This window comes from Solwaraspora sp. WMMB762 (assembly GCF_049179115.1).
Taxonomy (GTDB): Bacteria; Actinomycetota; Actinomycetes; order Mycobacteriales; family Micromonosporaceae; genus Micromonospora_E.
The window spans coordinates 7,053,441-7,077,828 of record NZ_JBMHMD010000001.1 but is presented as its reverse complement, the minus strand read 5'-3'; the positions used below and the strand labels follow the sequence as shown (position 1 = coordinate 7,077,828).

The 24,388-nt window shown below is 71.9% G+C and carries 23 protein-coding genes; 6 read left to right on the top strand and 17 right to left on the bottom strand.

Translation table 11 applies throughout. From position 1 onward, the window contains the following. Positions 1–5: 5 nt before the first annotated feature. From ACN27J_RS31925 to ACN27J_RS31890, 8 genes are all read right to left on the bottom strand, one after another. Positions 6–1,283, bottom strand: coding sequence for an ABC transporter substrate-binding protein (locus ACN27J_RS31925; protein WP_421371867.1), 1,278 nt, complete (start codon positions 1,281–1,283; stop codon positions 6–8). A gap of 152 nt (positions 1,284–1,435) precedes the next feature. Continuing rightward, entirely contained in the window at positions 1,436–2,488 is a 1,053-nt protein-coding gene (locus ACN27J_RS31920; RefSeq protein WP_421371866.1) for a branched-chain amino acid ABC transporter permease, read from the bottom strand. Next, positions 2,485–3,363 (bottom strand): branched-chain amino acid ABC transporter permease, encoded by an 879-nt coding sequence (locus ACN27J_RS31915; protein WP_421371865.1) that lies wholly within the window; start codon positions 3,361–3,363, stop codon positions 2,485–2,487. The genes ACN27J_RS31920 and ACN27J_RS31915 overlap by 4 nt, the downstream gene beginning before the upstream one ends. 40 nt (positions 3,364–3,403) lie before the next feature. After that, entirely contained in the window at positions 3,404–4,126 is a 723-nt protein-coding gene (locus tag ACN27J_RS31910) for an ABC transporter ATP-binding protein (protein ID WP_421371864.1), read from the bottom strand. Between the two features lie 4 nt (positions 4,127–4,130). After that, positions 4,131–4,973, bottom strand: coding sequence for an ABC transporter ATP-binding protein (locus ACN27J_RS31905; protein WP_421371863.1), 843 nt, complete (start codon positions 4,971–4,973; stop codon positions 4,131–4,133). 214 nt (positions 4,974–5,187) lie between these two features. After that, entirely contained in the window at positions 5,188–6,357 is a 1,170-nt protein-coding gene (locus tag ACN27J_RS31900; protein WP_421371862.1) for an acyl-CoA dehydrogenase family protein, read from the bottom strand. Then, positions 6,354–7,577: an acyl-CoA dehydrogenase family protein gene (locus ACN27J_RS31895; protein WP_421371861.1), complete on the bottom strand. Its 1,224-nt coding sequence runs from the start codon at positions 7,575–7,577 to the stop codon at positions 6,354–6,356. The genes ACN27J_RS31900 and ACN27J_RS31895 overlap by 4 nt, the downstream gene beginning before the upstream one ends. 141 nt (positions 7,578–7,718) lie before the next feature. Next, entirely contained in the window at positions 7,719–8,612 is an 894-nt protein-coding gene (locus ACN27J_RS31890) for an alpha/beta hydrolase family protein (RefSeq protein ID WP_421371860.1), read from the bottom strand. A gap of 138 nt (positions 8,613–8,750) precedes the next feature. Between ACN27J_RS31890 and ACN27J_RS31885 the strand changes: the two genes are divergently transcribed. Together ACN27J_RS31885 and ACN27J_RS31880 are read left to right on the top strand one after the other, a co-directional pair. Next, the gene (locus tag ACN27J_RS31885) at positions 8,751–9,818 is read left to right on the top strand and encodes a DUF2855 family protein (RefSeq protein ID WP_421371859.1); all 1,068 of its coding nucleotides are present in this window, start codon (positions 8,751–8,753) and stop codon (positions 9,816–9,818) included. Positions 9,819–9,928: 110 nt separating this feature from the next. Next, positions 9,929–10,504 carry a GNAT family N-acetyltransferase gene (locus tag ACN27J_RS31880; RefSeq protein WP_421371858.1) on the top strand — a complete coding sequence of 192 codons (576 nt, stop codon included), beginning with the start codon at positions 9,929–9,931 and terminating at the stop codon, positions 10,502–10,504. A 27-nt stretch (positions 10,505–10,531) separates the two neighbouring features. Here ACN27J_RS31880 and ACN27J_RS31875 read toward each other — a convergent pair whose 3' ends face one another. Then, positions 10,532–11,779 carry a helix-turn-helix domain-containing protein gene (locus tag ACN27J_RS31875; protein WP_421371857.1) on the bottom strand — a complete coding sequence of 416 codons (1,248 nt, stop codon included), beginning with the start codon at positions 11,777–11,779 and terminating at the stop codon, positions 10,532–10,534. Between the two features lie 305 nt (positions 11,780–12,084). Here ACN27J_RS31875 and ACN27J_RS31870 point away from each other — a divergent pair, with 305 nt between their 5' ends. From ACN27J_RS31870 to ACN27J_RS31860, 3 genes are read left to right on the top strand one after another with little or no spacing between them, the layout of a single operon-like run. Beyond that, positions 12,085–12,459, top strand: a complete 375-nt coding sequence (locus ACN27J_RS31870; RefSeq protein WP_421371856.1) for a hypothetical protein — start codon at positions 12,085–12,087, stop codon at positions 12,457–12,459. Further along, positions 12,456–13,238 carry a GOLPH3/VPS74 family protein gene (locus ACN27J_RS31865; RefSeq protein WP_421371855.1) on the top strand — a complete coding sequence of 261 codons (783 nt, stop codon included), beginning with the start codon at positions 12,456–12,458 and terminating at the stop codon, positions 13,236–13,238. Before ACN27J_RS31870 ends, ACN27J_RS31865 begins: the two co-directional genes overlap by 4 nt. Beyond that, entirely contained in the window at positions 13,235–13,672 is a 438-nt protein-coding gene (locus tag ACN27J_RS31860; protein WP_421371854.1) for a hypothetical protein, read from the top strand. Before ACN27J_RS31865 ends, ACN27J_RS31860 begins: the two co-directional genes overlap by 4 nt. On the opposite strand, the gene ACN27J_RS31855 is transcribed toward ACN27J_RS31860, so the two are convergent. After that, positions 13,659–14,903 carry a glycosyltransferase 87 family protein gene (locus tag ACN27J_RS31855; protein ID WP_421371853.1) on the bottom strand — a complete coding sequence of 415 codons (1,245 nt, stop codon included), beginning with the start codon at positions 14,901–14,903 and terminating at the stop codon, positions 13,659–13,661. The genes ACN27J_RS31860 and ACN27J_RS31855 overlap by 14 nt on opposite strands. 31 nt (positions 14,904–14,934) lie before the next feature. Between ACN27J_RS31855 and ACN27J_RS31850 the strand changes: the two genes are divergently transcribed. Beyond that, complete coding sequence (locus ACN27J_RS31850) at positions 14,935–15,516, top strand: GNAT family N-acetyltransferase (protein WP_421371852.1); 582 nt, start codon at positions 14,935–14,937, stop codon at positions 15,514–15,516. A gap of 74 nt (positions 15,517–15,590) precedes the next feature. Here ACN27J_RS31850 and dapB read toward each other — a convergent pair whose 3' ends face one another. The 7 genes from dapB to ACN27J_RS31815 all read right to left on the bottom strand — a co-directional run bounded on the left by dapB (position 15,591) and on the right by ACN27J_RS31815 (position 24,276). Next, entirely contained in the window at positions 15,591–16,382 is a 792-nt protein-coding gene (gene dapB / locus ACN27J_RS31845; RefSeq protein ID WP_421371851.1) for a 4-hydroxy-tetrahydrodipicolinate reductase, read from the bottom strand. A 66-nt stretch (positions 16,383–16,448) separates the two neighbouring features. Next, on the bottom strand, positions 16,449–17,816 hold the full coding sequence (locus ACN27J_RS31840; protein ID WP_421371850.1) for a M16 family metallopeptidase: 1,368 nt from the start codon (positions 17,814–17,816) through the stop codon (positions 16,449–16,451). Between the two features lie 11 nt (positions 17,817–17,827). Then, the gene (locus ACN27J_RS31835; RefSeq protein WP_421371849.1) at positions 17,828–20,173 is read right to left on the bottom strand and encodes a polyribonucleotide nucleotidyltransferase; all 2,346 of its coding nucleotides are present in this window, start codon (positions 20,171–20,173) and stop codon (positions 17,828–17,830) included. A gap of 238 nt (positions 20,174–20,411) precedes the next feature. Beyond that, positions 20,412–20,681 (bottom strand): 30S ribosomal protein S15, encoded by a 270-nt coding sequence (gene rpsO, locus ACN27J_RS31830; protein ID WP_123600601.1) that lies wholly within the window; start codon positions 20,679–20,681, stop codon positions 20,412–20,414. A gap of 234 nt (positions 20,682–20,915) precedes the next feature. After that, the gene (locus tag ACN27J_RS31825) at positions 20,916–21,878 is read right to left on the bottom strand and encodes a bifunctional riboflavin kinase/FAD synthetase (RefSeq protein WP_278167963.1); all 963 of its coding nucleotides are present in this window, start codon (positions 21,876–21,878) and stop codon (positions 20,916–20,918) included. 62 nt (positions 21,879–21,940) lie between these two features. Beyond that, positions 21,941–22,783: a tRNA pseudouridine(55) synthase TruB gene (truB, locus tag ACN27J_RS31820; RefSeq protein WP_421372647.1), complete on the bottom strand. Its 843-nt coding sequence runs from the start codon at positions 22,781–22,783 to the stop codon at positions 21,941–21,943. Positions 22,784–22,893: 110 nt separating this feature from the next. Next, the gene (locus ACN27J_RS31815) at positions 22,894–24,276 is read right to left on the bottom strand and encodes an MATE family efflux transporter (RefSeq protein ID WP_421371848.1); all 1,383 of its coding nucleotides are present in this window, start codon (positions 24,274–24,276) and stop codon (positions 22,894–22,896) included. Positions 24,277–24,388: the final 112 nt, after the last annotated feature.

Genomic DNA, 24,388 nt, shown 5'->3' with positions numbered 1-24,388 from the left:
GCGGCTCAGGGCGCCGACGGAATCCCGTCGGCCGGCGGGGTGGCCGACTCGCCGGGGTACTCGTTCACCGGACCGTCGGCCGGATCCGTCTCGTACGTCGGCCCGAAGTACTCCTGCGTCCCACCGCTGACCCGGGTCAGCCGCTGCCCGCCGTACCCGGAGTGGTCGGTGGCGGAGAAGCGCAACGGGGCCAGTCCCGGGCCTTCGAAGCCGCCCCGCTCGACCGCCTCGACCAGCGCCGTACGGGTCAGATCGGGTCCGGCCGCCTGGAGCGCCTGGACGAAGAGGTAGCCGACCGCCATCCCGTACACAGTGTTGCCGTCGAACGGCGCGTCGGCGTTGTACTTCTCGTGGATCTGGCGGAACAGCACGATCCACGGGTTCGTCTCGTCGTTGTGCATCGGCAGGTAGTTGACGCCGATCAGGCCCTCCAGCAGCCCGGCCGCCTCACCGAGTTGGCTGGCGAGGGTCAGGTGGTCGGCGCCGACGTTCGAGACCAGCCACTGCGGTTGGAAGCCGATCCGGGCAGCGGTGCCGATGGCGAGCGCGGTGAAACCGGGCACCGTCGCCAGGATCACCACCTGACAGCCGGCGGCCTTGAGCGCACCGATCTGTGGTGCCACGTTGGTGTTGCTGGTGACGTACGTCTGCTTGTCGGTCACCGGGCCCAGGATCTTCTCCACCCCGACCAGGCTGTCCCGGCCGAAGTCGTCATCCTGGCCGAAGAAGCAGACCGTTCTGCCGGCGAAGTTCTCCGCCACGTGGCTGGCCAGGATCTTCCCTTCGACGATGTAGTCCGGGTTGAATCCAAAGGTGCCGGGATACTTCTGCGGCTGGTCCCAGGTACGGCTGCCCGAGGCGACGAACAGATCGGGGACCCGGTTGGTGTGCAGGAAGTCGAGCACGCCCGTGTGGGTAGGGGTACCGAGCCCGTTGAGGACGGCGAAGACGCCGTCCCGCAGGACGAGTTCCCGCACCACCTGCTGAGTGGTGGCCGGGTTGTAGCCGTCGTCCATGATCTTGTAGTTGATCTTCCGGCCGTACACCCCACCGGCCTCGTTGACGTGCTCGAAGTACGCCCGGGTGGCGGGCGCGATCGTGGAGTATCCGGCCGAGGCCGGCCCGGTCAACGGCATGTGGGTGCCGACCAGGATCTCGGTGTCGGTGACGCCGGGCGTCGCGACGCCGGAATCGTCACCGGGATCGGCGCCGCAGGCGGCGAGACCGAGGAGCAGGGTCAGGGACGCGGCGGACGCGAGACCGCGACGAAGGGTGGGTGACATCGACGGACACCTCTCTCGATGCTGGCGTGGTCATGACGGTGTGCTTGATCGGTGCGGGTCGGTACAGGTGCGGGTCGGTACAGGTGCGGGTGCGGGTGCGGGTCACGGACGGTGCGGCGGTCGGGTGGTCAGGTGGTCACGTGGTCAGGTGGTCACGTGGTCGGTGGTGCCGCCCGGTGCGGCAGCCGGGTCCACGCGGCATGGGCCAGCCGGGACAGATGCCCCTGCACCCCACCGGGTGCGACGATCACGACGAGGACGAGGGTGAGCCCGAAGATCGCCAACGGCAGGTTGCCCTCCATCCGGTGCGCCAGCGCCGGTGTCAACGGCAGCGCCTCGGCGAGGCTGTGGGTCAGCTCCGGCAACGCCACCAGCAGCAGCGCGCCCCAGGCTGCTCCGGCGAGCCGGCCGAGCCCGCCGACCACCACCGCCGTCAGCAACGAGAGCGACAGGGCCAGCGAGAACGCTCCCGGGGAGACGTTCTGGGTCAGCAACGCGAGCAGTGCCCCGCCAAGTCCGGCGGCGGCGGCGCTGACCACGAAGGCGAGCACCCGGATGCCGGCAACCGGCAGGCCGGCCAGGCCGGCGGCGACCTCGTCGTCGCGGACCGCGCGCAGCAGCCGGCCGTACCGGCTTTGGACCAGGTTCGTCAGCAGCAGCAACGCGAGCAGGGTCACCGCCGCCGCCAGCCAGAGCTGCCACCGCTCGTACGGGAAGTACGGCCCGAGGACGGCCGGCGGTGGCGCTAGCGGCACCGCGAGCCCCTGCTCGCCATTGAAGACCCCACTGAAGGTGACCGTCAGCGCGGGCACCGCGATCGCCACGGTCAGCGTGACGCCCGCCAGGTAGGGCCCCCGGATGCGGGCGGCCGCCACCCCGATCACCGCGCCGAGGGCGGTGGTGACCAGCACCGCCACCAGCAGCGAGATCGGCAGTGCCCCGCCGCCGGTCAGGCCGCGCTCGGCAAGGGCACGCTGGCTGAGCGCCAGGCTGTAGGCGCCGACCGCCATCAGCGCACCGTGGCCGAGGGAGAGCTGCCCACTCAGGCCGGTGAGGATGGTCAGGCCGGCGGTGGCGCAGAGGAAGGCGGCCACGGTCGCGGCCTGGAACAGCCGGTACGGCTCCAGCAGGTAGCTGGTCGCCAGCACCGCCAGCGCGCCGAGAACGAGCAGGCCGAGGTGACGGGGCAGCGTGTAGGCGCTCACACCTGCCTCGCCGTCGTCGTGGCGAACAGTCCGCCCGGTCGGATCAGCAGCACCGCCAGCAGCAGTGTCAGGACGGCGAGCGGGGTGACGTCGCTGCCCACGTAGCCGCCCACGTAGGACAGGGCCAGACCGACGGCGAGGCCACCGACCACCGCCCCGGGCGGGCTCTCCAGGCCACCGACCACGGCCGAGGTGAACGCCGAGACGAAGACCAGGTCCATCGCGTTCGGGTGCAGGCCGAGCTCGGTGGGGACGATCAGCATCGCGGCGAGCGCCCCGACGGCCGACGCGAGTGCCCAGCCGAGGGTGAGCATCCCGCCGACCCGTACCCCGAGCAACCGGGCCACGTCCGGGGCGAAGGCCGCCGCCCGCATCCGCAGGCCGACGGCGGTCCGGGCGAAGATCCACGCCAGCGCGACCACGACGACCCCGACGGCGCCGAAGACGAACAGGTCGTACGGGGAGAGCAGGCGCAGCCCGCCGATCGTGACGGCGGAGCGGGACAGCGGCGTAGGCGCCGGGCGGAACTCGTTGCCGTACACGATGCCCAGCGCGGCCTGGATGACCAGGACCAGTCCGAGCGCCACGATCACCGGGCTGAGCGGGGAGGCGTGCCCGACGTGCCGCATGACGATCCGCTCGACGGCGGCGCCGAGCAGCAGACCGGCGGCGATCGCGGTCAGGAAGCCGATCCAGTACGAGCCGGTCGCGGCGGCGACGCCGTAGCCGACGTACGCGGTGGCGGCGGCCATCGCGCCCTGGGCGAAGTTGACCGCCCGGGCGGCCCGCCAGATCAGGACGAGGGCCAGCGCGAACGCGGCGTAGACCGCGCCTCGCGACAGCCCGTCGAGGGTGAGGAAGAGGAAGCGGTCCAACGGGGCCTCCTGGTGCGGTCGGAGATCCGGGATTCGGCGGTCAGAACCCGAGATAGTGGTGGCGCAGCGATTCGTCGTCGCGCAGTCGGGCGGCGGGAGCCCGCACGACGATCCGGCCCAGGGACATGACCACCGCCTCGTCGGCGACGGAGAGTGCGCCGTGGACGTTCTGCTCGACGAGCAGGACGGTCAGTCCGGTCTCGTCCCGCAGCCGCCGGAGCAGCGCCATGATCTGGGTGATCACCCGGGGTGCCAGGCCGAGTGACGGTTCGTCGAGCAGCAGCAGCCGGGGACGGGCGACGAGCGCCCGACCGAGGGCGAGCATCTGCCGCTCCCCGCCGGAGAGCTGGTGGCCGTGCCATCGGCGCCGCCGGGCCAGCGGTTCGAAGAGCTGATAGACCTCGTCGAGGGCACGGGCCGCGTCGGCCCGGTCGCGCCGCCAGAGCCCACCGAGCCGCAGGTTCTCGTGGACGGTCAGCTCGCCGATCACCCCACGCCCTTCCGGCACGTGCGCCATGCCCCGCCGTACCACCTCCTCGACCGGTACGCCGCGCAGGTCCGCGCCGGCGAGCACCACCTGTCCCGCGCTCGCCGGGACCATGCCGCAGAGGGTCCGCAGCAGCGTCGTCTTGCCGGCGCCGTTGGCACCCACCACGGCGACGATGGTGCCGGCGTGGATGGTCAGGTCGACGTCGCGCAGGACCGGCACGGCCCCGTACCCGGCGGCCAGGTCCCGGACGGTGAGCAGCTCCTGGGCGGTCACGGGGTCACCGCCCGTCCGCTGTCGCGGGCGGTTGCGGTGCCGCGGCCGACCGGGTTCCGGGTGTGGGGGCCGGGTCGTCGACCGCCGCGCCGAGGTACGCCTCGACGACTGCGGGAGCGGCGCGGACCTGCTCAGGGGTGCCGGTCGCGACGACCCGACCGAAGTCCAGCACGACGACCTGGTCGCAGGTGGACATGACCAGGTCCATGTGGTGCTCGACGAGCAGCACCGCGCAGGGGTCGACGGTCCGTCCGGGCAGGTCGCGGATCAGGTCGGCGAGTTGCCTGACGTCCTCGTCGCCGAGCCCGCCGGCTGGCTCGTCGAGCAGCAGCAGCCGGGGACGGGCGACGAGTGCCCGGGCCAGTGCCACCCGCTGGCGGACCGCGAACGGCAGGGTGCCCGGCAGTCGTGCCGCGTGTGCGGCGACGCCGAGCCGGTCGAGGGCGTCGAGCGCCTCAGCACGCAGCCGCCGTTCGTCACGGTCGGCCCGGGGCAGGGCGAACAGGGCGGCGAGGAAGCCGGTCCGGGCGCGGTGGTTGGCCCCGGTCATCACGTTCTCCAGGACGGTGAGCCCGGCGAAGAGTCCGGTGCCCTGCAGGGTGCGGGCGATCCCGAGTCGGGTGAGCCGGTGCGGGCGCGGCCGGAACGGCTGCCCGTCCAGGGTCATTGTGCCGACGTCCGGCGACACGAATCCACAGACGACGTTGAACAGGGTGGTCTTGCCGGCGCCGTTCGGGCCGATCACCCCGGTCACGGTGCCGGGCGGCACGTCGAGGGAGACGTCGTCGAGGGCGGTGAGCCCACCGAAGCGCACCCCGACGTTTCGCAGTCCGAGTCCTCGTCCCATCGCCCGTCCCTTGGCCGGGGGAATTAATTACACTGACAGTGTACGTTTTTGGATCACCAGGTCAACACCCGCGAAGCAACTGTGTAACCTGCTTGGAACCAGATTGAGGGCTCAGGTCGACCATCAGAGGATGATCAAAGATCATGCATTACCGATGCATGATCTTTGACTCGACGGCGGTCGTGGGCCGGCCGACCGGGCCGAGCACGTCCGGTCAGGCCACGTCCGGGCCGGGCAGGTCGACCAGCCGGGCCAGCGCCGCGCGGTGCCGGTCGGGCGTACCGAACATGACGGCGTTGCTCCTGGCCCGTTTCAGGAACAGGTGGGCCGGGTGCTCCCAGGTGAACCCGATGCCGCCGTGCAACTGCACGCAGGTCTCCGCTGCGGTGACCGCGACCGCCGAGCAGTGCGCCGCGGCGACGGCCGCCGCCAGCTCCGTCTCGGCGTCGACGGGTGCCGGGCCCGGTGGCTGCGTCGCGGCGACGCGGTCAGCGGCGTACCGGGCCACCGCGCGGGCCTCGACGATACCCACCCAGACATCGGCCAGCCGATGCTTGACCGCCTGGAACGAGCCGACCGGGCGACCGAACTGGAACCGCTCGCGGACGTAGCGGACCGTACTGTCCAGACACCACTCGGCGACCCCCACCTGCTCCGACGCGAGCATCGCCGCACCGGCCACCAAGCCGTCGCGCACGGCCACGACTGCTGCCGAGCCGTCGGCGAGCCGGACCGCCGGGGCGGCGGTCAGGTCGACGTCGCCGAGCGGCCGGGTGCCGTCCAGCGACACCACCGGGGAGATCCGCACCCCCGGGCCGGAGGCCCGGACCGCGTAGAGCCCGTCCCGGGCCGGGACGAGCAGCAGATCGGCGGGGAGCGCGTCGGCGACACCGGCCACCGCGCCGGAAACGGTCGCCGAGCCGGAGACAGTCGCCGAGCCGGAGCCCGCGCCCGGTGCCGCCGCAGGCCCGACCTCGAACGTCGGCCAGTCGTCTCCCGGTGCGGTGGACACCGGCACCACCAGCACCGCGCGGGTACGACCGGCCGCGACCGGGGCGAGCAGCTCGGTCGCACCGCAGCGCAGCAGGGCCCGGGTGGCGACCACCGCGCTGCCCAGATAGGGCACCGGCGCCACGGCCCGGCCCAGCTCCTCCAGGACCACGGCGACCTCCCGAAGACCGGCGCCGGCACCGCCGTACTCCTCGGGCACCGCCAGCCCGACGACGCCCAGCTCGTCGGCGAGCCGCTGCCAGAGTCGCGGGTCGTACGGCTCGTCGGCGGCCAACCAAGCCAGCACGCGCCCGGTCGGGCTGACCGCCGCGCACAGCGCGCGGACACTCGCCCGCAGCGCCTCCTCGGTCTCGTCGTAGAGCAGGTTCGTCATCGGTCCACCCGGGGTTCGCTCGGCAGGCCGAGCACCCGCTCGGCGATGACATTGCGCAGGATCTCCGAGGTTCCACCTTCGATGGAGTTGCCGCGGGCCCGCAGGTAGCGGTAGGCGGCGGTCCGGCCGAGCAGGTCCGGCTCCTCGGGGCGGCGCATCGTCCAGTCGTCGTGCCGCAGACCGGCCGCGCCACGTACCTCGATCTCCAGGCCGCTGATCAGCTGGTTCAGCTCGGCGAAGCTGAGCTTCACCGCGGAGCCCTCCGGTCCGGGCTGCCCCGCGACCAGTTGCTGACGCAGGCGCAGCGCGGTCAGCCGGGCCGCCTCGGCCCGGACCCACAGCCGCAGCAGATCCTGGTGCGGGCCGGTACGCCGAATCTCCGGATGCCGGCGCCACACGTCGGTGAGAACGCCGATCATGCCGCCTTCGCGGGCCAGCGGCCGGCCACCGATGGCGACCCGCTCGTTCATCAGCGTGGTACGGGCGACCTGCCAGCCCTCGCCGACCTCACCGATCCGCATGGCGTCGGGCAGCCGGACCCCGGTGAGGAAGACCTCGTTGAACTCGGCCTCACCGGTCAGCTGGCGCAGCGGACGCACCTGCACTCCCGGTGCGGTCATGTCACAGATGAAGTAGGTCAGCCCGGCGTGGCGCCGGCCGGTGGAGCTGGTGCGGGCGAGCAGGATCGCCCACCGGGCCCGGTGGGCGAGCGACGTCCAGACCTTCTGACCGTCGACCAGCCAACCGTCGCCGGACCGCTCGGCGCGGGTCGCCACCGCGGCCAGGTCGGAGCCGGCGTCGGGCTCGCTGAACAGCTGGCACCAGATCTCCTCACCGGTCCAGAGCGGCCGCAGCCAGCGCCGCTGCTGCTGCGGTGTGCCGTGCCGCAGCAGTGTCGGCGCCGCCATCCCGAGACCGATGCTGTTGCGGCGCGGGCGGTTGTCCGGGGCACCCGCCCGGGTGAACTCGTCGTCGACGACCGCCTGCAGATGCCAGGGCAGGCCCAGCCCGCCTAGTCCGACGGGATGATGCACCCAGGCCAGGCCGGCATCGAACCGGGCCCGCAGGAAGGCGGTCCGGTCCCCGGTCCGGTCGTGCCGGCGGAGGAACCCGGCCACCACACCACGCAGCTGATCCGGGTCGCGGAGCTGATCCGGGTCGCCGGGCTGGTCCGAGTCACGGAGCTGGTCGGTGTCGGTGTCGGCGTCGGTGTCCGGCACGGCAACCTCCGAGAATAGTTTCTGCACTCTGACTGCAATTTAGCCGACAGGTCGCGGACACGGAAGCAGCACGGGGTGACGGAACCGGTGCGGGGTGGTCGCCCGGTCGGCCACCACCCCGCACCCCGCCCGCCGGCCGGATCAGAAGGGACAGGTGCTGCGGTACTCCTCGATCGCCAGACCCGACGGCCCCGGGCAGAGGAACTGCGTGTACCTGGTGTCGTCGTCCACGAAGCGCTTCAGCCAGGCCACCCCCTGCTTGGCCAGCTCGGTGTTCGGGACCTGTGGGAAGAGATGCCCCTCGCCGTTCAGCTCCAGGTACGCCTTCTCGGTCCAGGCCGGGATCGAGTCGTAGAAGGGCTTCGCGTGGCTGTAGACCGGGGCGATCGTGTCGTACTCGCCGCCGACGATCAGCGTCGGCACCGCGACGGTGGTCCAGGTCTTGTCCGTGTTCCACGGTGCGATCGGCACCGCGGCCCGCAGCGACGGCCGGTCGACGGCGGCCTCCAGGCTGCCCCCGCCGCCCATGGAGTGACCAGCCACCGCGAGCCGGTCCGGGTCGATCCGGCTCCGCACCGGGCTCCGGTCGACCAGGTAGTCGAGCGCGGCCAGCAGCTGGCGACCCCGGCTGCCCGGCTGGTCGAACCGGCTCTCGGTCTCGATGCCGATGACCACGAAACCGTGGGAGGCGATCCGCGGGCCGAGCCAGGCAAGACTCGACCAGCTCGCGGTGTAGCCGGGCGAGATGGCGACCGCGCCGAAGGTTCCCTCACTGGTGGTCGTCGGATAGTAGATGACCCCGCCGTCGAAGCCGCTGACCAGCGACGAGACCGACTGTTGGCTGGTGGCGAACGGGCCGCGGCTGGCTTCCAGGATCGCGTGCGTGGGTGCCGGGCCGCGCTGGTACGGGTTGGTCTGCGCCTGCGCCGGGGCGGCCGCCGCGACACCCGCGACGGCAACCAACGCGACGGTCAGGCAGAGCCGGGTCACGAAGCCCGGGACGGGACGCGCACCGCTCATGATGGTGGGACGCATGCCAGATCCTCCTCAAGGACGGAAGGCTATCGACACACATCAGTCTCTGTGGCGCCGTCCGCGTACCGCATCGGCAGAATCACCGGCCTGCCCGCTGGAACGTTGTGCGGTCGTCGCCACCTGCCCTAGCGTCGCGTCATGGCTCCCAGCTGGACATTGGCGGTCGCGCGCGACGACCTCACCCGGACCGTCCTGGTCGACAGGCCGGCACCCGACCCCGCCGACGGCGAAGCGGTGCTACGAGTCGACCGGGTCGGGGTGACCGCGAACAATGTGACGTACGCGGTACTCGGCGACGCCCTGCGATACTGGCGGTTCTTCCCGCCCGAGCCGCACGGGCTGGGGCCGGACCACGGACTCGTTCCGCTCTGGGGATTCGCCGAGGTGGTCGCGTCGAGAGTCACCGGGGTGACCGCCGGCCAGCGGCTCTACGGCTACCTGCCGCCCGCCCGCCACCTGGTCGTGCGTCCCGGCAGGCTCGACCCGGCCGGGTTCCGCGACGTCAGCGAACACCGGGGCGAACTCCCGTCGCCCTACAACGCGTACCGGCTGACCACAGGCGACGAAGCGTACCGCGCCGACGAGGAGGACCTGCTGATCCTCTACCGGCCGCTCTTCTTCACCTCGTTCATGCTCGCCGACCATCTCGTCGACAACGACTGCCACGGCGCCTCGACCGTGGTGCTCTCCTCCGCCTCCAGCAAGACCGCGTACGCCGCCGCGTTCGAGTTGCGGGGCCGCGGCCCGCGGCTGGTCGGCCTCACCTCACCCGGAAACGTCGCCTTCACCGAGTCACTCGGCTGCTACGACCAGGTGCTGCCGTACAGCGGCGTGGCCGCGCTCGACCAGGTTCCGACCGTCTATCTCGACCTGTCCGGCGTACCGGCGATCCGCGCCGCCCTGCACGCGCACCTCGGCGACCGGCTCGTCCGGGACGTGGCGGTGGGTCTGACCAACCAGACCCCGAACGCCGACGCCGCCGGCGAGGTCTTCTTCGCCCCGGCCCAGATGCGCAAACGCACCGTCGACTGGGGTCGCGACGGCCTCGACCGGCGCTTCGCCGACGCCTGGCGGCGGTTCGCCACCACCGTCACCGGATGGGTCGACATCAGGGTCGGCCACGGGCCGGACGCCCTGCGCAGCGCCTGGCTGGAGGTCCTCGCCGGCCGCACCCCGCCCCGGGTGGGCCACGTGGTCCAGCTCTAGCCACGCGCCGACCGCGCTCTAGCCGCCGCTGGCCGCACCGCGTCCGGCGCCGGCCGACACCCGGCCGGCGCTGCTGGACGTCGGTTGTGAAACAGGATAGAAATCCCCATATGCCAGAAGTCAGGCAGGAGACTCCGGAGGACGCCGACGCGATCGCCGGGGTCCACGTGCGCGCGTGGCAGGCCGGCTACGCGGGCCTGATCCCGGCCGACGTGCTCGACCGGCTCAACGTCGCCGCCTGGGCACAGCGCCGCCGCGACGTCGGCACCGCCGACCCGGAGCAGCCGTTCCGCACCCTGGTCGCCACCGAAGGCGAGCAGATCGTCGGGTTCAGCACCTTCGGCCCGTACCGGATCGACCAGGACCGGGACCAACTCGATCCGACGTACGGCGAGATCGTCAGCATGTACGTCGACCCCGCCCACTGGGGCACCGGGGTCGGTCGGCTCCTGCTCACCGCATCGATCGCCGGGCTGACTGGGCAGGGCTGGCGCACGATGCGACTGTGGGTGCTCGACGGCAACCAGCGGGCCCGGCGGTTCTACCAGGCGGCCGGGCTGCGCCCGGACGGCGAACGCAGCGTCTATCAGGTGCCCCGCTCACCTGGGCAGACCCCGGTCGGGCTCGACGAGGTGCGCTACCTGGCCCGGATCGCCGGCGGCCGGATCCTCACCCTGGCCGGTTGACCGGCGATCGGAAAGCTGTCATCCGGGCTACGTGATTTCAGTGAAGGCACGGATCTCGGCCCGCAATTGTTCGGCCTTCCGAGTCCCGGTGAAGCGCTTGGCTCCGAGTATGTCGGCCATGCGTCCGATACGCTTATTGATCCACGAAATCCGGCGCTCCGGTGGAAGATCGAGCACCGGACGAATGGCTGCCGCAGCTTCGTCCAGCTTGCCGACCTTCAGGTAGGCGGTGCCCTGATAAACGCGCGCCAGTGCTTCGTCGTCTAGCGACCGATCCTCCTCTGAACCATTCTCCCAAAGCCGAATTGCCTCGGATGCTTCTCGGACTGCCCGATCTGCGTCTGAGGCTTCATCCAGCCAAATCAGGCTACTGCCGGCATAATAGTGCTGTTTGGCCTCACTGAAATCGAATATCCCGCGCTCCGAGGCTCTTGGGATCAACTTTTCCCGCTCATGTTGCACTTGGTCGAGGGCCCGGTTGCTGCCTGCCGAGTCGCCAAGATTCGCCTTACACTGGGCATACCCGCATATTAGGCGAAGTCTGCTTGCGCTAGCAGCTGAGTGCGCGAGCCCGTCCGTGACGGACGCGAGTGCTTGGCTATAGTTGCTATCAAATCTGGCTATGAGGCTCTGGGTTCCCCGCGCCCAGGCTCGGAGCTCGCGATCACCTGAATTTTCGGCACAGACCAGCGCCGCATCTGCATGTGTCATCGCTACCGCCGAGTCTCCGAGGTCGAGGGCGGCGTATGCGAGAACGCCTTGAAGGCGGCCAGCTATCTGATACAGGTCGGCCAGTTCATTCGGCCGGTACTGGCGGCTTCGTAGGCGGCGTAGGACATCGCCTCGTAACTCTACAGCGGAATGTAGCATCGGTGCAGGAGCGGTGCCAAGGTATGCAATCGAGAGCCGGGTCGTAGCTTGCTCCAGATCGGTCAGGTCCATGGACTCTTCCACGGCTGCGATCATCTTCAGCGAGTCCTTGGTTGAGGCGGTCAGCATCCGCCCTGTCGCCAGAGCCTTTCGTCGCTCCTCCGCTGTGTCTCGCCATGCTGCCACCAGGGAACCATTAGCACCTAGTGCCCGGTCGGCGAGTTCAGCGAACTGCCGGTCAGGAAACTTGTCGCCTTGTTCTACCTTCCCGATGTAGCCGCGATTGAATCGTATCCGTTCGCCAAGATCGCGAAGTGACCACTCGCGACCGACCCTGAGTTTTCGGACCGCGCTACCGAAGTGAGTCGGGTCGCTTTCGCCGGCAGCCCCTGGCTGTGGTGTCATCGCGGCCTCCCCGCTGTCGCCCGTCGCTGCCTACAGCCTTCAGGCGACAGATTACCCCTGCAGGTTCAGGTCGGCATCGTCCAGTGTGGGTCTGGCGCAGGCGGACGGCCATGTCGTTGATCAATCACCTCGTACATTCAACGCTGTGACGCTCGCTCGTGCTGCACGTGAAACCGCTGTACTGAAGTCGATCAAGTGGCCGTTGGAGGAGCGTTGTGGATTCTGCTTGCGACCGTGGCCGGTTTTCTCGCTGGCGTGGTGGGTGGGTTCGTGTTGTGTCGGTGTCGGCACCGGTGGTGTCCGGTGTGCGGGCAGACGTTGACCTGCCCGGACTGCACCGCCCCGATCGAGCGGACCTGGGGCACCACCCCACCACCACAGTCGGGTCCGCGCGGGCGGCGGTGGCGCAACCAGGCCGGGGCACAGCACCGGTGACCGGGCTGGACGACGTGCTGCACGTGCCCGTACGGCCGATCTGGTCCTGTTCGGGGTGCGGGCCGCAGGTCGACTGGCCGTGTGAGTACGCCCGCGCCGAGTTGACCGCGAACCTGGACCCGATCTCCCGCAGCATGTACGCGGCCGAACGGATGGTCGAGGCGATCGCCGACCTGCCGGACGAGGCGACGCCGGGGGAGCTGTTCACCCGGTTCCTGGCCTGGACGAGGCGGGCCGGCCGGTGACCGTCTACCGCACCTGCACCCGCGACTGGTCCACCACCACGCCCGCAGCGGCACCGGCGGCGCTGGCGGAGCCGGCCGTACCGTTGCCGCCGGCTGGTTGGCTCGCCGACGAGCTGTTCCTGATCGCCCACGACGACGTGACCGGCAAGCCGCGCGTCCCGGCCGGGGTCGTCGGGCGTGGGCTGGCCGCCGCGATGCTCGCCGACCTCGCCTTCGTCGGCGCGGTCACGGTCGCCGCGACCGGCAGCATCGTCACCGGCACGGCCGCGCCGGGTGCCGTCGACCCGTGGGGGCGGACAGTGCTGCGCTGGATCGACACCGACCCACCGCACCCACCGGACGCCTGGATCGACCGGCTCGCCGGGCACACCTACCGCAGCGTCGCCGACCGGCTCACCGCCGCCGGGCTGGTCCGGCCCCGCACGGTCCGCCGCTGGTGGTGGCGTCGGGACACCGTCTACCCGCCGGTCGACACCAACGCCGCCGCCTGGCCGTGGGCGCGGCTGACGATGCGGGTACGCCGCCACACCCGCCTCAACACACACGACAGCACGCTGGCCCGACTCTGCGTGGCGACCGGACTCGGCGGCCACATCCTCGGCGCGGACACGCTCACCGCCCGGCGGCAACTGCGGCAGCTGCTCACCCCCGTACCGCCGGGGGTCGACCAGCTGGTGCGACACGTTGCCGCCGCCGACGGACGCAGCCGGCACAGCCAGCACGACCGACAGAGCCGGCACGAACGACAGAGCCGGCACGACCGGCGGAGCCGGCGGTGACCGCGACCGCCGGCCCCGCCGGCACGGTGCGGGTACGGCGGGCCGGGGTGCACGACGTGCCACGCCTGGCCCGGATACTGGCCGACGCGTTCGCCGACACCCCGGATGCCCGCTGGCTGATCCCCGACCCCGTCGAGCAGCGCCACATCTACCAGCGGCTCAGCCCCGGACTCCTGACCCAGGCGATGACCTCCGGCACCGTCCACACCACCGTCGACCGGGCCGGAGCGGCACTGTGGCTGCCGTACCCGGTGGCCCACACCACCACCGACCGGCAGACCGCCCGGCTCCGACGGATCACCGGCCGCTACACCGACCGGTTCCTCCAACTCGCCCACCTGCTGCACGCCCACGCACCCCGTGCGCGGCATCGAGGTGAGGCTGACGCACGTCAAGACGCAAAGATGACGTGCGTCAGCCTCACCTCGATGTGATCGGTCGACCGGCGGCCGGTGCCGGCCAGCGGGCGGACCGGTCCAGCTGGCGCACCGGCAGGAACAGCAGGAGCCCCAGGCTCACCCACACGTACGCGTTGCTGCCGACGAAGCCGGCCACGTTCGCGGCGTCGGACTCGCGCCAGATCCACACCAGCCGGCTGATCAGCAGCAGATAGCCGACCGTGGCGAAGCCGAGCAACGCCCGACGCCGCCGGCTGCCCCGCGACGCGGCGAGCCCGTTGTCCACCAGCAGGATCAGCGCCGGCAGCAACCACACCAGATGATGCACCCAGGTGACCGGGCTGACCAGGCAGCCGACCACGCCGGTCAACGCCAGCCCGGTCGCCTCGTCACCGGCGGCGACCGCGCGCCGGCACCGCCACGCCCACCAGATCAACGTGACCAGCACCAGCACCAGCCAGGCGACGGTACTCGGATGCAGCGGATCGATCCGGGCGACGACCCCGCGCAACGACTGGTTGGAGACGAAGTCCAGCGCACCGACCCGGTCGGTGTTCCACAGGGCCTGCGTCCAGAACTCCCGGGACGCGTCCGGCGCGACCGCCGCCGCGACCAGGGTCGCCACGGTCGCCGTCCCGGCGGCGGTGACCGCCGCCCGCCACCGCCGGGTGACCAGCAGGTAGACGATGAAGATGCCCGGGGTCAGCTTGATCGCCGTCGCCAGGCCGACCCCGACCCCCGCGAACCGGCGCCAGCGCGGCGGCACCGGCGACCCGGCCGCGACCAGCCACAGCAGGTCGGCCGCGACCAGGACCAGCAGCAGCGTGTTGACCTGGCCGAAGTTCACCGTCTCGCGCATCGGCTCGTACGCGGCGACCAGGCAGGCGGCGACGGCGAAGGCGAACCAGCGGGTCCAGCCCTCGCGGCGGGAGATCGGGTCGACCAGCCACCACAGCACCAGCGCGCTGGTCACCACGGCGAGCGTCACGCTCACCACGATCGCCAGATGCCACGGCAGGACCGCCATCGGCGACATCACCAGCGCGGCGAACGGCGGGTAGGTGAACCCGTACTGGCTGAACGGCTTCATGTGGTCGTAGAGTTCGCCGCCGTCGCGCAGCCAGTGGCGCATCGCCCCGTAGTAGACCTTGAGGTCGAAGAAGCCGTGCCGTTCGGCGGCGACGGCGAGGAAGCCGGCGACGACGACCGCGAGGGCCACCACGATAGCCACCCGCCGGCCGGTGCCCCCGGCGGCCCGCTGCGGCATGGCCGCCCCCCTGTCCGTACGCTGACCACTCATGGCGCTCGGATATGTCCGTCCTGCCCGACCGGGCGACGCTGGTGAGATCGCCCGCATCCAGTTGACCACCTGGCGGGTCGCCTACCGGCGGCTGCTGCCCCGGCAGGTGCTCGACGAGGTGGACGAGGACTGGCTGGCGCAGCGGTGGGACGCCGCGATCAACGATCCGCCGTCGCAGCGGCACCGGGTGCTGGTCGCCGTCGAGCAGGCCGAGCAATCCTATCTGGTGGGCTTCACCGCGTCCGGCCCGCCCGACGAGCAGGCACTGGCTCCCGAGGAACCGGCCGAGGCGCTCGGTGACCGGGTCGCCGCCGTCACCGACCTGCTGGTCGAGCCGCGCTGGGGCCGGCGGGGACACGGCAGCCGACTGCTCGCCGCCGCCGTGGACCTGTGGCGCACCGACGGCTTCGACACCGCGCTCGCCTGGGCGTACGAACGGGACCCGGCGACCCGCAAGTTCCTCGGCTCGGCCGGCTGGGAGCCGGACGGGGCGACGCGGGCGTTGGACGTGGCCGACATGCTGGTCCCGCAGCTACGGCTGCACGTGGCGGTCCCACCGGCGGCTGCCGAGGAGCAGTGACCCGGCCAGCCGCACGACCCGGCAGGGCCCGGCAGCAGGACCCACCAGAGCCTGGCAGCAGGACCCGGTAGGGCTCAGTCGAGCAGGCTGTCCAGCCCGACGGTCAGCCCGGGGCGGCGCGTCACCGCCCGTACCGCCAGCAGCACCCCCGGCATGAACGACGCCCGGTCGTAGGAGTCGTGCCGGATCGTCAGGGTCTCCCCCGCCGTGCCGAACAGCACCTCCTGGTGCGCGACCAGGCCGGCCGCCCGTACCGAGTGCACCCGGATCCCGTCGATGTCCGCGCCCCGCGCGCCCGGCACCTCGGCGGTGGTGGCGTCCGGCATCGCGGCCGACCCGGCGGCGGCCCGGGCCGCCGCGATCACCCGCGCGGTGTGCCCGGCGGTGCCGCTGGGCGCGTCCACCTTCGCCGGGTGGTGCTGCTCGATGATCTCCACGGACTCGAAGTGCCGCGCCGCCTTCGCCGCGAACTGCATCATCAGCACCGCGCCGATGCCGAAGTTGGGGGCGATCACCACGCCGACCTCGGGCTTGCCGGACAGCCAGGAGCGGACCAGGTCGAGGCGCTGATCGGTGAACCCGCTGGTCCCGACGACCACATTGATCCCTTGGTCGATGCACCAGCGCAGGTTGTCCAGCACCGCGTCGGGGTTGGTGAAGTCGACGACCACCTCTGCGGCGGCGTCCGAGGCGTCGGACAACCGGTCACCCTCGTCGATCGTGGCGACGAGTTCGAGTCCGTCGGCCCCCTCGACCGCTCGGCAGACCTGCACGCCCATCCGGCCGCGCGCCCCCAGCACGCCGACCCGGACCGGTGCGGCGGACGACCGGGCGGCCGCCCCGGACCCGCCCGGGGAGACTGTCACATTCGTACCGTATTCGCTCACCGGCACAACCTATCCCACCGGCGGGGACGGCGATCCGGCCAGCGCCTACCCCACCGGCGGAGACTGCGCGCCGGCCAACGTCGCGGACTCCACCGGGCCGATCACCGCCAGGGACATCGGCCGGGTGAGCAGCTCGGCAGCGATTGCGCCGACCTGTTCGGCGGTCACCGCCGCCACCCGTGCGAGCAGCTGGTCCACGGTCAACTGCTCGCCGTAGAGCAGCTCCCCCTTGGCCAGCCGACCCATCCGGGACCCGGTGTCCTCCAGGCCCAGCACGTACCCACCGCGGCTCATACCCTTGCCCCGGGCCAGCTCGTCGGCGCTCAGCCCGTGCTCGACGACCGCCGCCAGCTCCGCCCGGACCAGCTCCAGCACCTCGTCGACCCGGCTCGGCGCACAACCGGCGTAGACGGCGAACGTCCCGCCGTCGGCGTACTGGCTGGCGTACGAGTAGACCGAGTACGCCAGCCCTCGGCGTTCCCGCACCTCCTGGAACAGCCGGCTGGACATGCCACCGCCGACGACGTTGTTCAGCACCCCGAGCGCGAACCGACGGTCGTCGCCACGACTGATACCCGGGCCGCCGAGCACCAGATGGGCCTGCTCGGTCTCCTTGCGGCGCAGCACCGTGCGGGACCGACGGGTACGCACCGCCGGGGTCGCCGGGCGTGGCGGCGCCGGCGCACCGGGCCGTTCGGCGTCCAACGGGCTGCCCCGCAGCGCCGCCCGTACCTGGCGGACCACCGCCCGGTGGTCAAGGTTGCCGGCGGCGGCGATCACCATCGCGCCGGGCGTGTAGCGCCGCCGGTAGAAGTCGTGGATCTGCCGGCGGGTCAACGCCGAGATCGTCGCCTCGGTGCCGGAGATCAACCGGCCGAGCGGATGCGGGCCGAAGACGGCCTCGGCGAGCAGGTCGTGAACCTCGTCGTCGGGCTCGTCGTCGTGCATGGCGATCTCTTCGAGAATCACGCCACGTTCGGTCTCCACGTCGGCCGGGTCGATCACCGAGTTGGCCACCAGGTCACAGACGACGTCGACGGCCAGCGGCAGGTCCTCGTCGAGCACCCGGGCGTAGTAGCAGGTGTACTCCTTGGTGGTGAACGCGTTGGTCTCGCCGCCGACGGCCTCGATCTGCGACGAGATATCCCACGCGGTACGCCGCTTCGTCCCCTTGAACAGCAGGTGTTCCAGGAAGTGCGACGCACCGGATCGGGCCGGGGTCTCGTCGCGCGAGCCCACCCCGACCCACACGCCGAACGACACGCTGCGCATCGCCGGAATCGCCTCGGTGATCACCCGCAGCCCGTTGGGCAGCACGGTACGGCGTACCGTGCCGCCCAACGGGTCGGCGGTGAGTGTCCGGGTCACCGGCCGGGACAGGCCCCGGCCGGTGACCGGTTCGGTCCTGGCCATCTCGGCCGGCGTCAGCTGTGCCGGTTACGTCGGCGGCGCTCGCCGCCCTCGCCACCGTCGCCCCGGCTGGGGCCCCGGTCGCCACGGTCCCGGTCACCACGGTCACGCGGCCCACGGTCGCCACGGTCGCGGCCACCGGGACGCTCGCCGCCGTCGGACGCGGCCGGCGCCTCGGCGCCCTCCGGGCGGACCTTGTCCAGGTAGATCTTGCCCCGGGCGTCGATGTCGGCGATCTGCACCTCGACCTTGTCGCCGACGTTGAGGTGGTCCTCGACCCGCTCGACCCGCTTGCCGTCGCCCACCTTGGAGATGTGCAGCAGGCCGTCGCGGCCGGGCAGCAGCGAGATGAACGCGCCGAACGCGGCGGTCTTGACGACCGTGCCGAGGAACTTGTCGCCCACCTTCGGCAGCGTCGGGTTGGCGATCGCGTTGATCCGCTCGACGGCGGCCTCGGCGGCCGGCCCGTTGGTGGCGCCGACGTAGATGGTGCCGTCGTCCTCGATCGAGATGTCCGCGCCGGTCTCGTCCTGGATCGCGTTGATGGTCTGGCCCTTCGGGCCGATCACCATGCCGATCTTGTCGACCGGGATCTTCACCGTGGTCACCCGGGGGGCGTGCTCGCTCATCGCGGCCGGGCCCTCGATCGCCTGGCGCATGACCTCCAGGATGGTCATCCGGGCCTCGCGGGCCTGCTGCAGGGCGCCGGCGAGCACGTCCGACGGGATGCCGTCGAGCTTGGTGTCCAACTGCAGCGCGGTGACGAACTCGGGGGTGCCGGCCACCTTGAAGTCCATGTCGCCGAACGCGTCCTCGGCGCCGAGGATGTCGGTCAGCGTGACGTACCGGGTCTGCCCGTCGACCTCGTCGGAGATCAGGCCCATCGCGATCCCGGCCACCGGGGCCTTCAGCGGCACCCCGGCAGACAGCAGCGACAGCGTGGAGGCACAGACCGAGCCCATGCTCGTCGAACCGTTGGAGCCGAGCGCCTCGGACACCTGGCGGATCGCGTACGGGAACTCCTCACGCGTCGGCAGCACCGGCACCAGGGCCCGCTCGGCGAGCGCACCGTGGCCGATCTCCCGCCGCTTCGGCGAACCGACCCGGCCGGTCTCGCCGGTGGAGTACGGCGGGAAGTTGTAGTTGTGCATGTAGCGCTTGGACTTCTCCGGGGAGAGGGTGTCCAGCGTCTGCTCCAGCCGCAGCATGTTCAGCGTGCTGACCCCGAGGATCTGCGTCTCGCCGCGCTCGAACAGCGCCGAGCCGTGCACCCGGGGCAGCACCCCGACCTCGGCGGTGAGCGGGCGGATGTCTCGCGGGCCACGGCCGTCGATGCGTACCTGCTCGCGCAGCACCCGGGCCCGGACCTCGGACTTGGTCAACGACCGGAAGGCCGCGCTGATCTCCTTCTCCCGGCCCTCGAACCGCTCGCCGAGCTCACCGGCGACCTTGTCCTTGATCCGGTCCAGCGCGTCCTCACGCTCCGCCTTCGAGGCGATCTTCAACGCCTCGGCGACCTCGTCGCGGCCGGCGGCCACGACCGCGTCGTAGGCGTCGTCACCGTAGTCGAGGAAGACCGGGAAGTCGGCGACCGGCTTCGCCGCCACCTCGGCCAGCTCGCTCTGCGCCCGGCACAGCTCGCGAATGGTCGGCTTGGCCGCCTCCAGCCCGCTGGCCACCACGTCCTCGGTGGGGGCGGTGGCGCCACCGGCGATCAGCCCGACCGCGTGCGGAGTGGCCTCGGCCTCGACCATCATGATCGCCACGTCACCGTCCGGCAGGGCCCGGCCGGCGACCACCATGTCGAAGGTGGCCCGGGACAGCTCGTCCAGGGTCGGGAAGGCCACCCACGCGCCGTCGACGTGGGCGATCCGGGTCGCCCCGATCGGCCCGGAGAACGGCAGGCCGGACAGCTTGGTGGACATCGATGCCGCGTTGATCGCGATCACGTCGTACGGGTGGGCCGGGTCCAGCGCCAGCACGGTGGCCACCACCTGGACCTCGTTGCGCAGGCCCTTGGCGAACGTCGGGCGCAGCGGCCGGTCGGTCAGCCGGCAGGTGAGGATCGCCTCCTCGCTCGGCCGACCCTCGCGGCGGAAGAACGAGCCGGGGATCCGCCCGGCGGCGTACATCCGCTCCTCGACGTCGACGGTGAGCGGGAAGAAGTCGAGGTGCTCACGCGGCTGCTTGCTGGCGGTGGTCGCGGAGAGCACCACGGTGTCGCCCAGCTGGGCGATCACCGAGCCGGCGGCCTGGCGGGCCAGCCGCCCGGCGGAGAAGGTGACCTCGCGGGTGCCGAAGGCTCCGTTGTCGATCACGGCGGTGCTGCGTTGGGTGCCGAGATTGTGCTGCTCGGTCATGGTTGGGTCGCGCTCCTTTACGCGTCGTGGGGCCACGACCTCGGGGAGCTGCTCAACCGGCCGGTCATCGATCGAAGCGCCCGGGGGAGCCGGCGTGATGGCCGGCTGGCCCGGGGGCCACTACCGAGGACCGGTACGTTGACCGGCTCCCTTCGACGGGTGGGGTCGTGGTGCCCGGTGTCGAATGGTGGTGGTGTGGCGCGGCGGGGCCGCGGACGGCCGCCGCCGCGCCGCTACGTCACCGCCGCAGGCCGAGCCGCTCGATGAGCGACCGGTAGCGGTTGATGTCCTTCTTCTGCAGGTAGTTGAGCAGCCGGCGGCGCCGGCCGACCAGCAGCAGCAGACCACGACGGCTGTGGTGGTCCTGCTTGTGCACCTTGAGGTGCCCGGTGAGGTCGGCGATCCGCTTGGTGAGCACCGCGACCTGGACCTCCGGCGAACCGGTGTCCGCGTCGGCGGTGGCGTACTCCTCGCGGATCTTGCGCTTGGCTTCCTGATCGAGCGCCATGGTCTCCCTGAATCTGTGTGGGGTCGTCCCTCGCCTCGCGCCCGCGGCGTCGTGCAGGCAGGCGAGACGAATCGTCGGTGGTCCGACGCTGCGTTCAGGCTACCAGCCGGTCGGCACGGGGGCCGGCAAGGCCACGGTGCGTCGTATCGCCGCTGCCCACCGGGGTTGCCGACGCCGGGGGCCAGGCCCCCGCTAGTCGGCTCGGGTCAGGCCCCGAGCACCGTACGGGTCGGGTCAGGCCCCGAGCACCGTCCGGACCTGGGCGACGTCCTCGTTCATCTGGGCGACCAACGGACCGACCCCGTCGAACCGGCGGGTCTCCCGCAACCGGGCGACGAAGTCGATCGCCACCTGCTCGCCGTAGATGTCCCGGTCGAAGTCGAGGACGTACGCCTCCACCCGGCGGTCGCGGCCGGCGAAGGTGGGGTTGGTGCCGATGGAGGCGGCGGCCGGCAGTCCGGGGCCTCCGCCGCTGAGCCCGTCCGGGCGGACCGGGCCGTCCGAGCGCACCAGCCGGGCCGCGTAGATGCCGTCCGCCGGCACCGCCGCGTATCGCGGGGTGAGCAGGTTCGCGGTGGGAAAGCCGATCTCCCGGCCGCGACGGTCGCCACGGACCACCACCCCTTCGAGGCGGTGCGGCCGGCCGAGCGCGGCGGCGGCGGCGGTCACGTCCCCGGCGTCGATACAGGCCCGGATGTACGTCGACGAGAAGACCGTGCCGCTGTCGGTGACCAGGCTGGCGTCCTCCACGGCGAACCCGAACCGGCGACCGAGCCGCGCCAGCAGCGCGACGTCGCCGGTGGCCCGGTGCCCGAACCGGAAGTTCTCCCCCACCACCACCACGGCGGCGTGCAGGTGCTCGACCAGCAGGTCGTGGACGAACTGCTCGGCGGTCAGCCGGGAGAACTCGACGGTGAACGGCAGCACGCAGAGCACGTCCACGCCGAGCGATTCGATCAGCTCGGCCTTGCGGGCCGGCCCGGTGAGTACCGCCGGATGGCTACCGGGCCGCACCACCTCCGCCGGATGCGGGTCGAAGGTCACCACCACGGACTGGATACCGAGGTCACGGGCCCGCTTGACGGCGTGCCCGATGGTTGCCTGATGCCCGCGGTGGATGCCGTCGAACACCCCGATGGTGACCACCGCGCGGCCCCAGCCGCCACCGGCCGCCTCCACTCCCCGCCACCGCTGCATGATGCCTCCCGCCTGTGCCGCCAAGGTTTGCCCAACCGGGTGACCGGCCGGGTTCGATGCTGTCACGCCGGCGCGAGCACGATCTCCGCCCGGGCCCGGCCGTCGCGTTCCGACACCACCGCGAGCAGTTCGCCGTCCGGGGCGTAGACCGCGTACGGTCCGGGCCGGCCGACCGGAGTTATCGGGCCACCGTGGCCGAGCACCCGGGCCTCCTCCGCGCCGACCTCACGGCCGGTGAGGAGCCGACCGGCGGCGGCCGCCATGGGCAACTGCACCACGTCCGGTGCCCGCTGCTCAAGCTCGGCCAGGGTGGCGGCTTCGGCCGCCGTGAACCCACCGACCGCGGTCCGGCGCAGCGCGGTGAGGTGCCCACCGACGCCGAGCGCGGCCCCCAGGTCCCGGGCGATGGCCCGGATGTACGTGCCGGACGAGCAGGCCACCTCGACGTCGACGTCGACGCTGCCGTCGGTCGGCGGGTGGACGGCGACCGCGTCGAGGCGGGAGATGGTCACCCGGCGGGCGGCCAGCTCGACCTGCTCACCGGAGCGGACCCGCCGGTACGCCCGCTGTCCGTTGATCTTGATTGCGCTCACGGCGCTGGGCACCTGGTCGATCTCCCCGGTCAGCGCGGCCAGGCCGGCCCGGATCTGCTCCTCGGTGACACCGTCCACCGGCGACCGCTCGGTGACCTCCCCCTCGGCGTCGTCGGTCACCGTCGACACGCCGAGCCGGATGGTGGCCGTGTAGGTCTTGCCGACGCCGATCACGTAGGTGAGCAGCCGGGTGGCCCGGTTCACCGCGACCACCAGCACGCCGGTCGCCATCGGATCCAGGGTGCCGCCGTGGCCCACCCGCCGGGTGCCGGCCAGCCGCCGGATCCGGGCGACGACGTCGTGCGAGGTCATCCCGGCCGGCTTGTCGACCACGATCAGTCCGTGCGTACTCACGACTGCCAAGCCTGCCAGATCCCGATGCGCCGTGGCGATCAGGTCCGGCCGGCCGACGGCCGCGGCGATCAGGTCCGGCCGGCCGGCACGCCGAGCACCGTCCACCGCGGCGACTTCAGCCGGTGGACCAGCCCGACCAGCCGGACCAGCATGAACACCGCCAGCCCGGCCCAGATGCTGGCCAGACCGAGGTCGAGCAGGTAGCCGGCCCAGATGACCGGCAGGAATCCGCCGAGCGCGCCGCCGATCGTGAGGTCACGCAGGTAACGCAGATCACCCGCCCCGATGAAGACCCCGTCGAGAGCGAAGACCACCCCGGCTACCGGTTGCAACGCCACGAACCACGGCCAGATGACCATCGCCTGGTCGTGCACTCCGGGGTCGGGGCTGAACCAGCCGGGAATCACCGGGGCACCGACGGCGAACAGCACCGCGAACCCGACGCCGGCAACGGCGCCGAACAGCACCAGCCGGCGGGCGAGCAGCCGGGCGCCCGCCGCGTCTCCGGCGCCCAGCGCCGCGCCGACCAGCGACTGCCCGGCGATCGCCAGCGCGTCCATCGCCAGCGCGGTGAAGAACCACAACTGGATGGCGATCTGGTGGGCACCGACCTGGATGGTGCCGTACCGGGCCGCGACTGCGGTGGCGGACAGGAAGCTCACCTGGAACGCGGCGCCTCGGATCAGCAGGTCACGTCCGACGGTGAGGTGGGTCAGCAGGAGGTGCGGCCGGGGGCGCAGCGGTGCCCCGGCCGTCACCAACGCCCGGACGAAGAGCAGACCGCCCAGGGTCTGCGCGACGACGTTGGCCACCGCCGATCCGGTCAGCCCCAGACCCAGCGGGTAGACCAGCACCGGGCAGAGCACAGCGGAGACGACGTTGGCCGCCAGCACGTACCGCACCGGACGGCGGGTCTCCTGCACACCGCGCATCCAGCCGTTGCCGGCGGCGGCCAGTAGCAGACCCGGCGCGCCCCAGGCAGCGATCCGCAGCCACTGCTCGGCAGCGTCGGCGACCGGGCTGTGCTGCCCGGCGAGCCCAGCGGTGATCGGACCGGCGAGGATCTGCAGCGCCACGGCGAGCAGCAGTCCGGCGAACGCCCCGAGCCAGGACGCCTGGACTCCCTCGGCCAGGGCGGCGGTCCGGTCGCCGGCGCCGTAACGGCGGGCGGCGCGGCCGGTGGTGCCGTACGCCGCGACGGTGCCGAGCCAGGCGGCGACCGACATCACGGTGCCGCCCACCGCGACGGCGGCGAGGGCCACCGGCCCGAGACGGCCGACGACGGCGGTGTCGACGAGGACGTAGATCGGCTCGGCCGCCAGCACGACAAAAGCGGGCAGTGCCAGGCGCACGATCCGTCGGGTGGACGCCGACTGTGGTTCGGGCCCCGGGCCTGGTTCGGGCCCCGGGCCTGACGGTGGAGATGGGGGCGCCGTGCGGGAGGTGGCCATCGAGGTACAGCCTGACAGCCGGTTGGTAAGGAGTGCTATTGCCTGGGTCACTTACCTAGGCGGATCACCGCACACCGAGGCGACGGCACCGGCCCAGGCCGCGCGGTTTCGT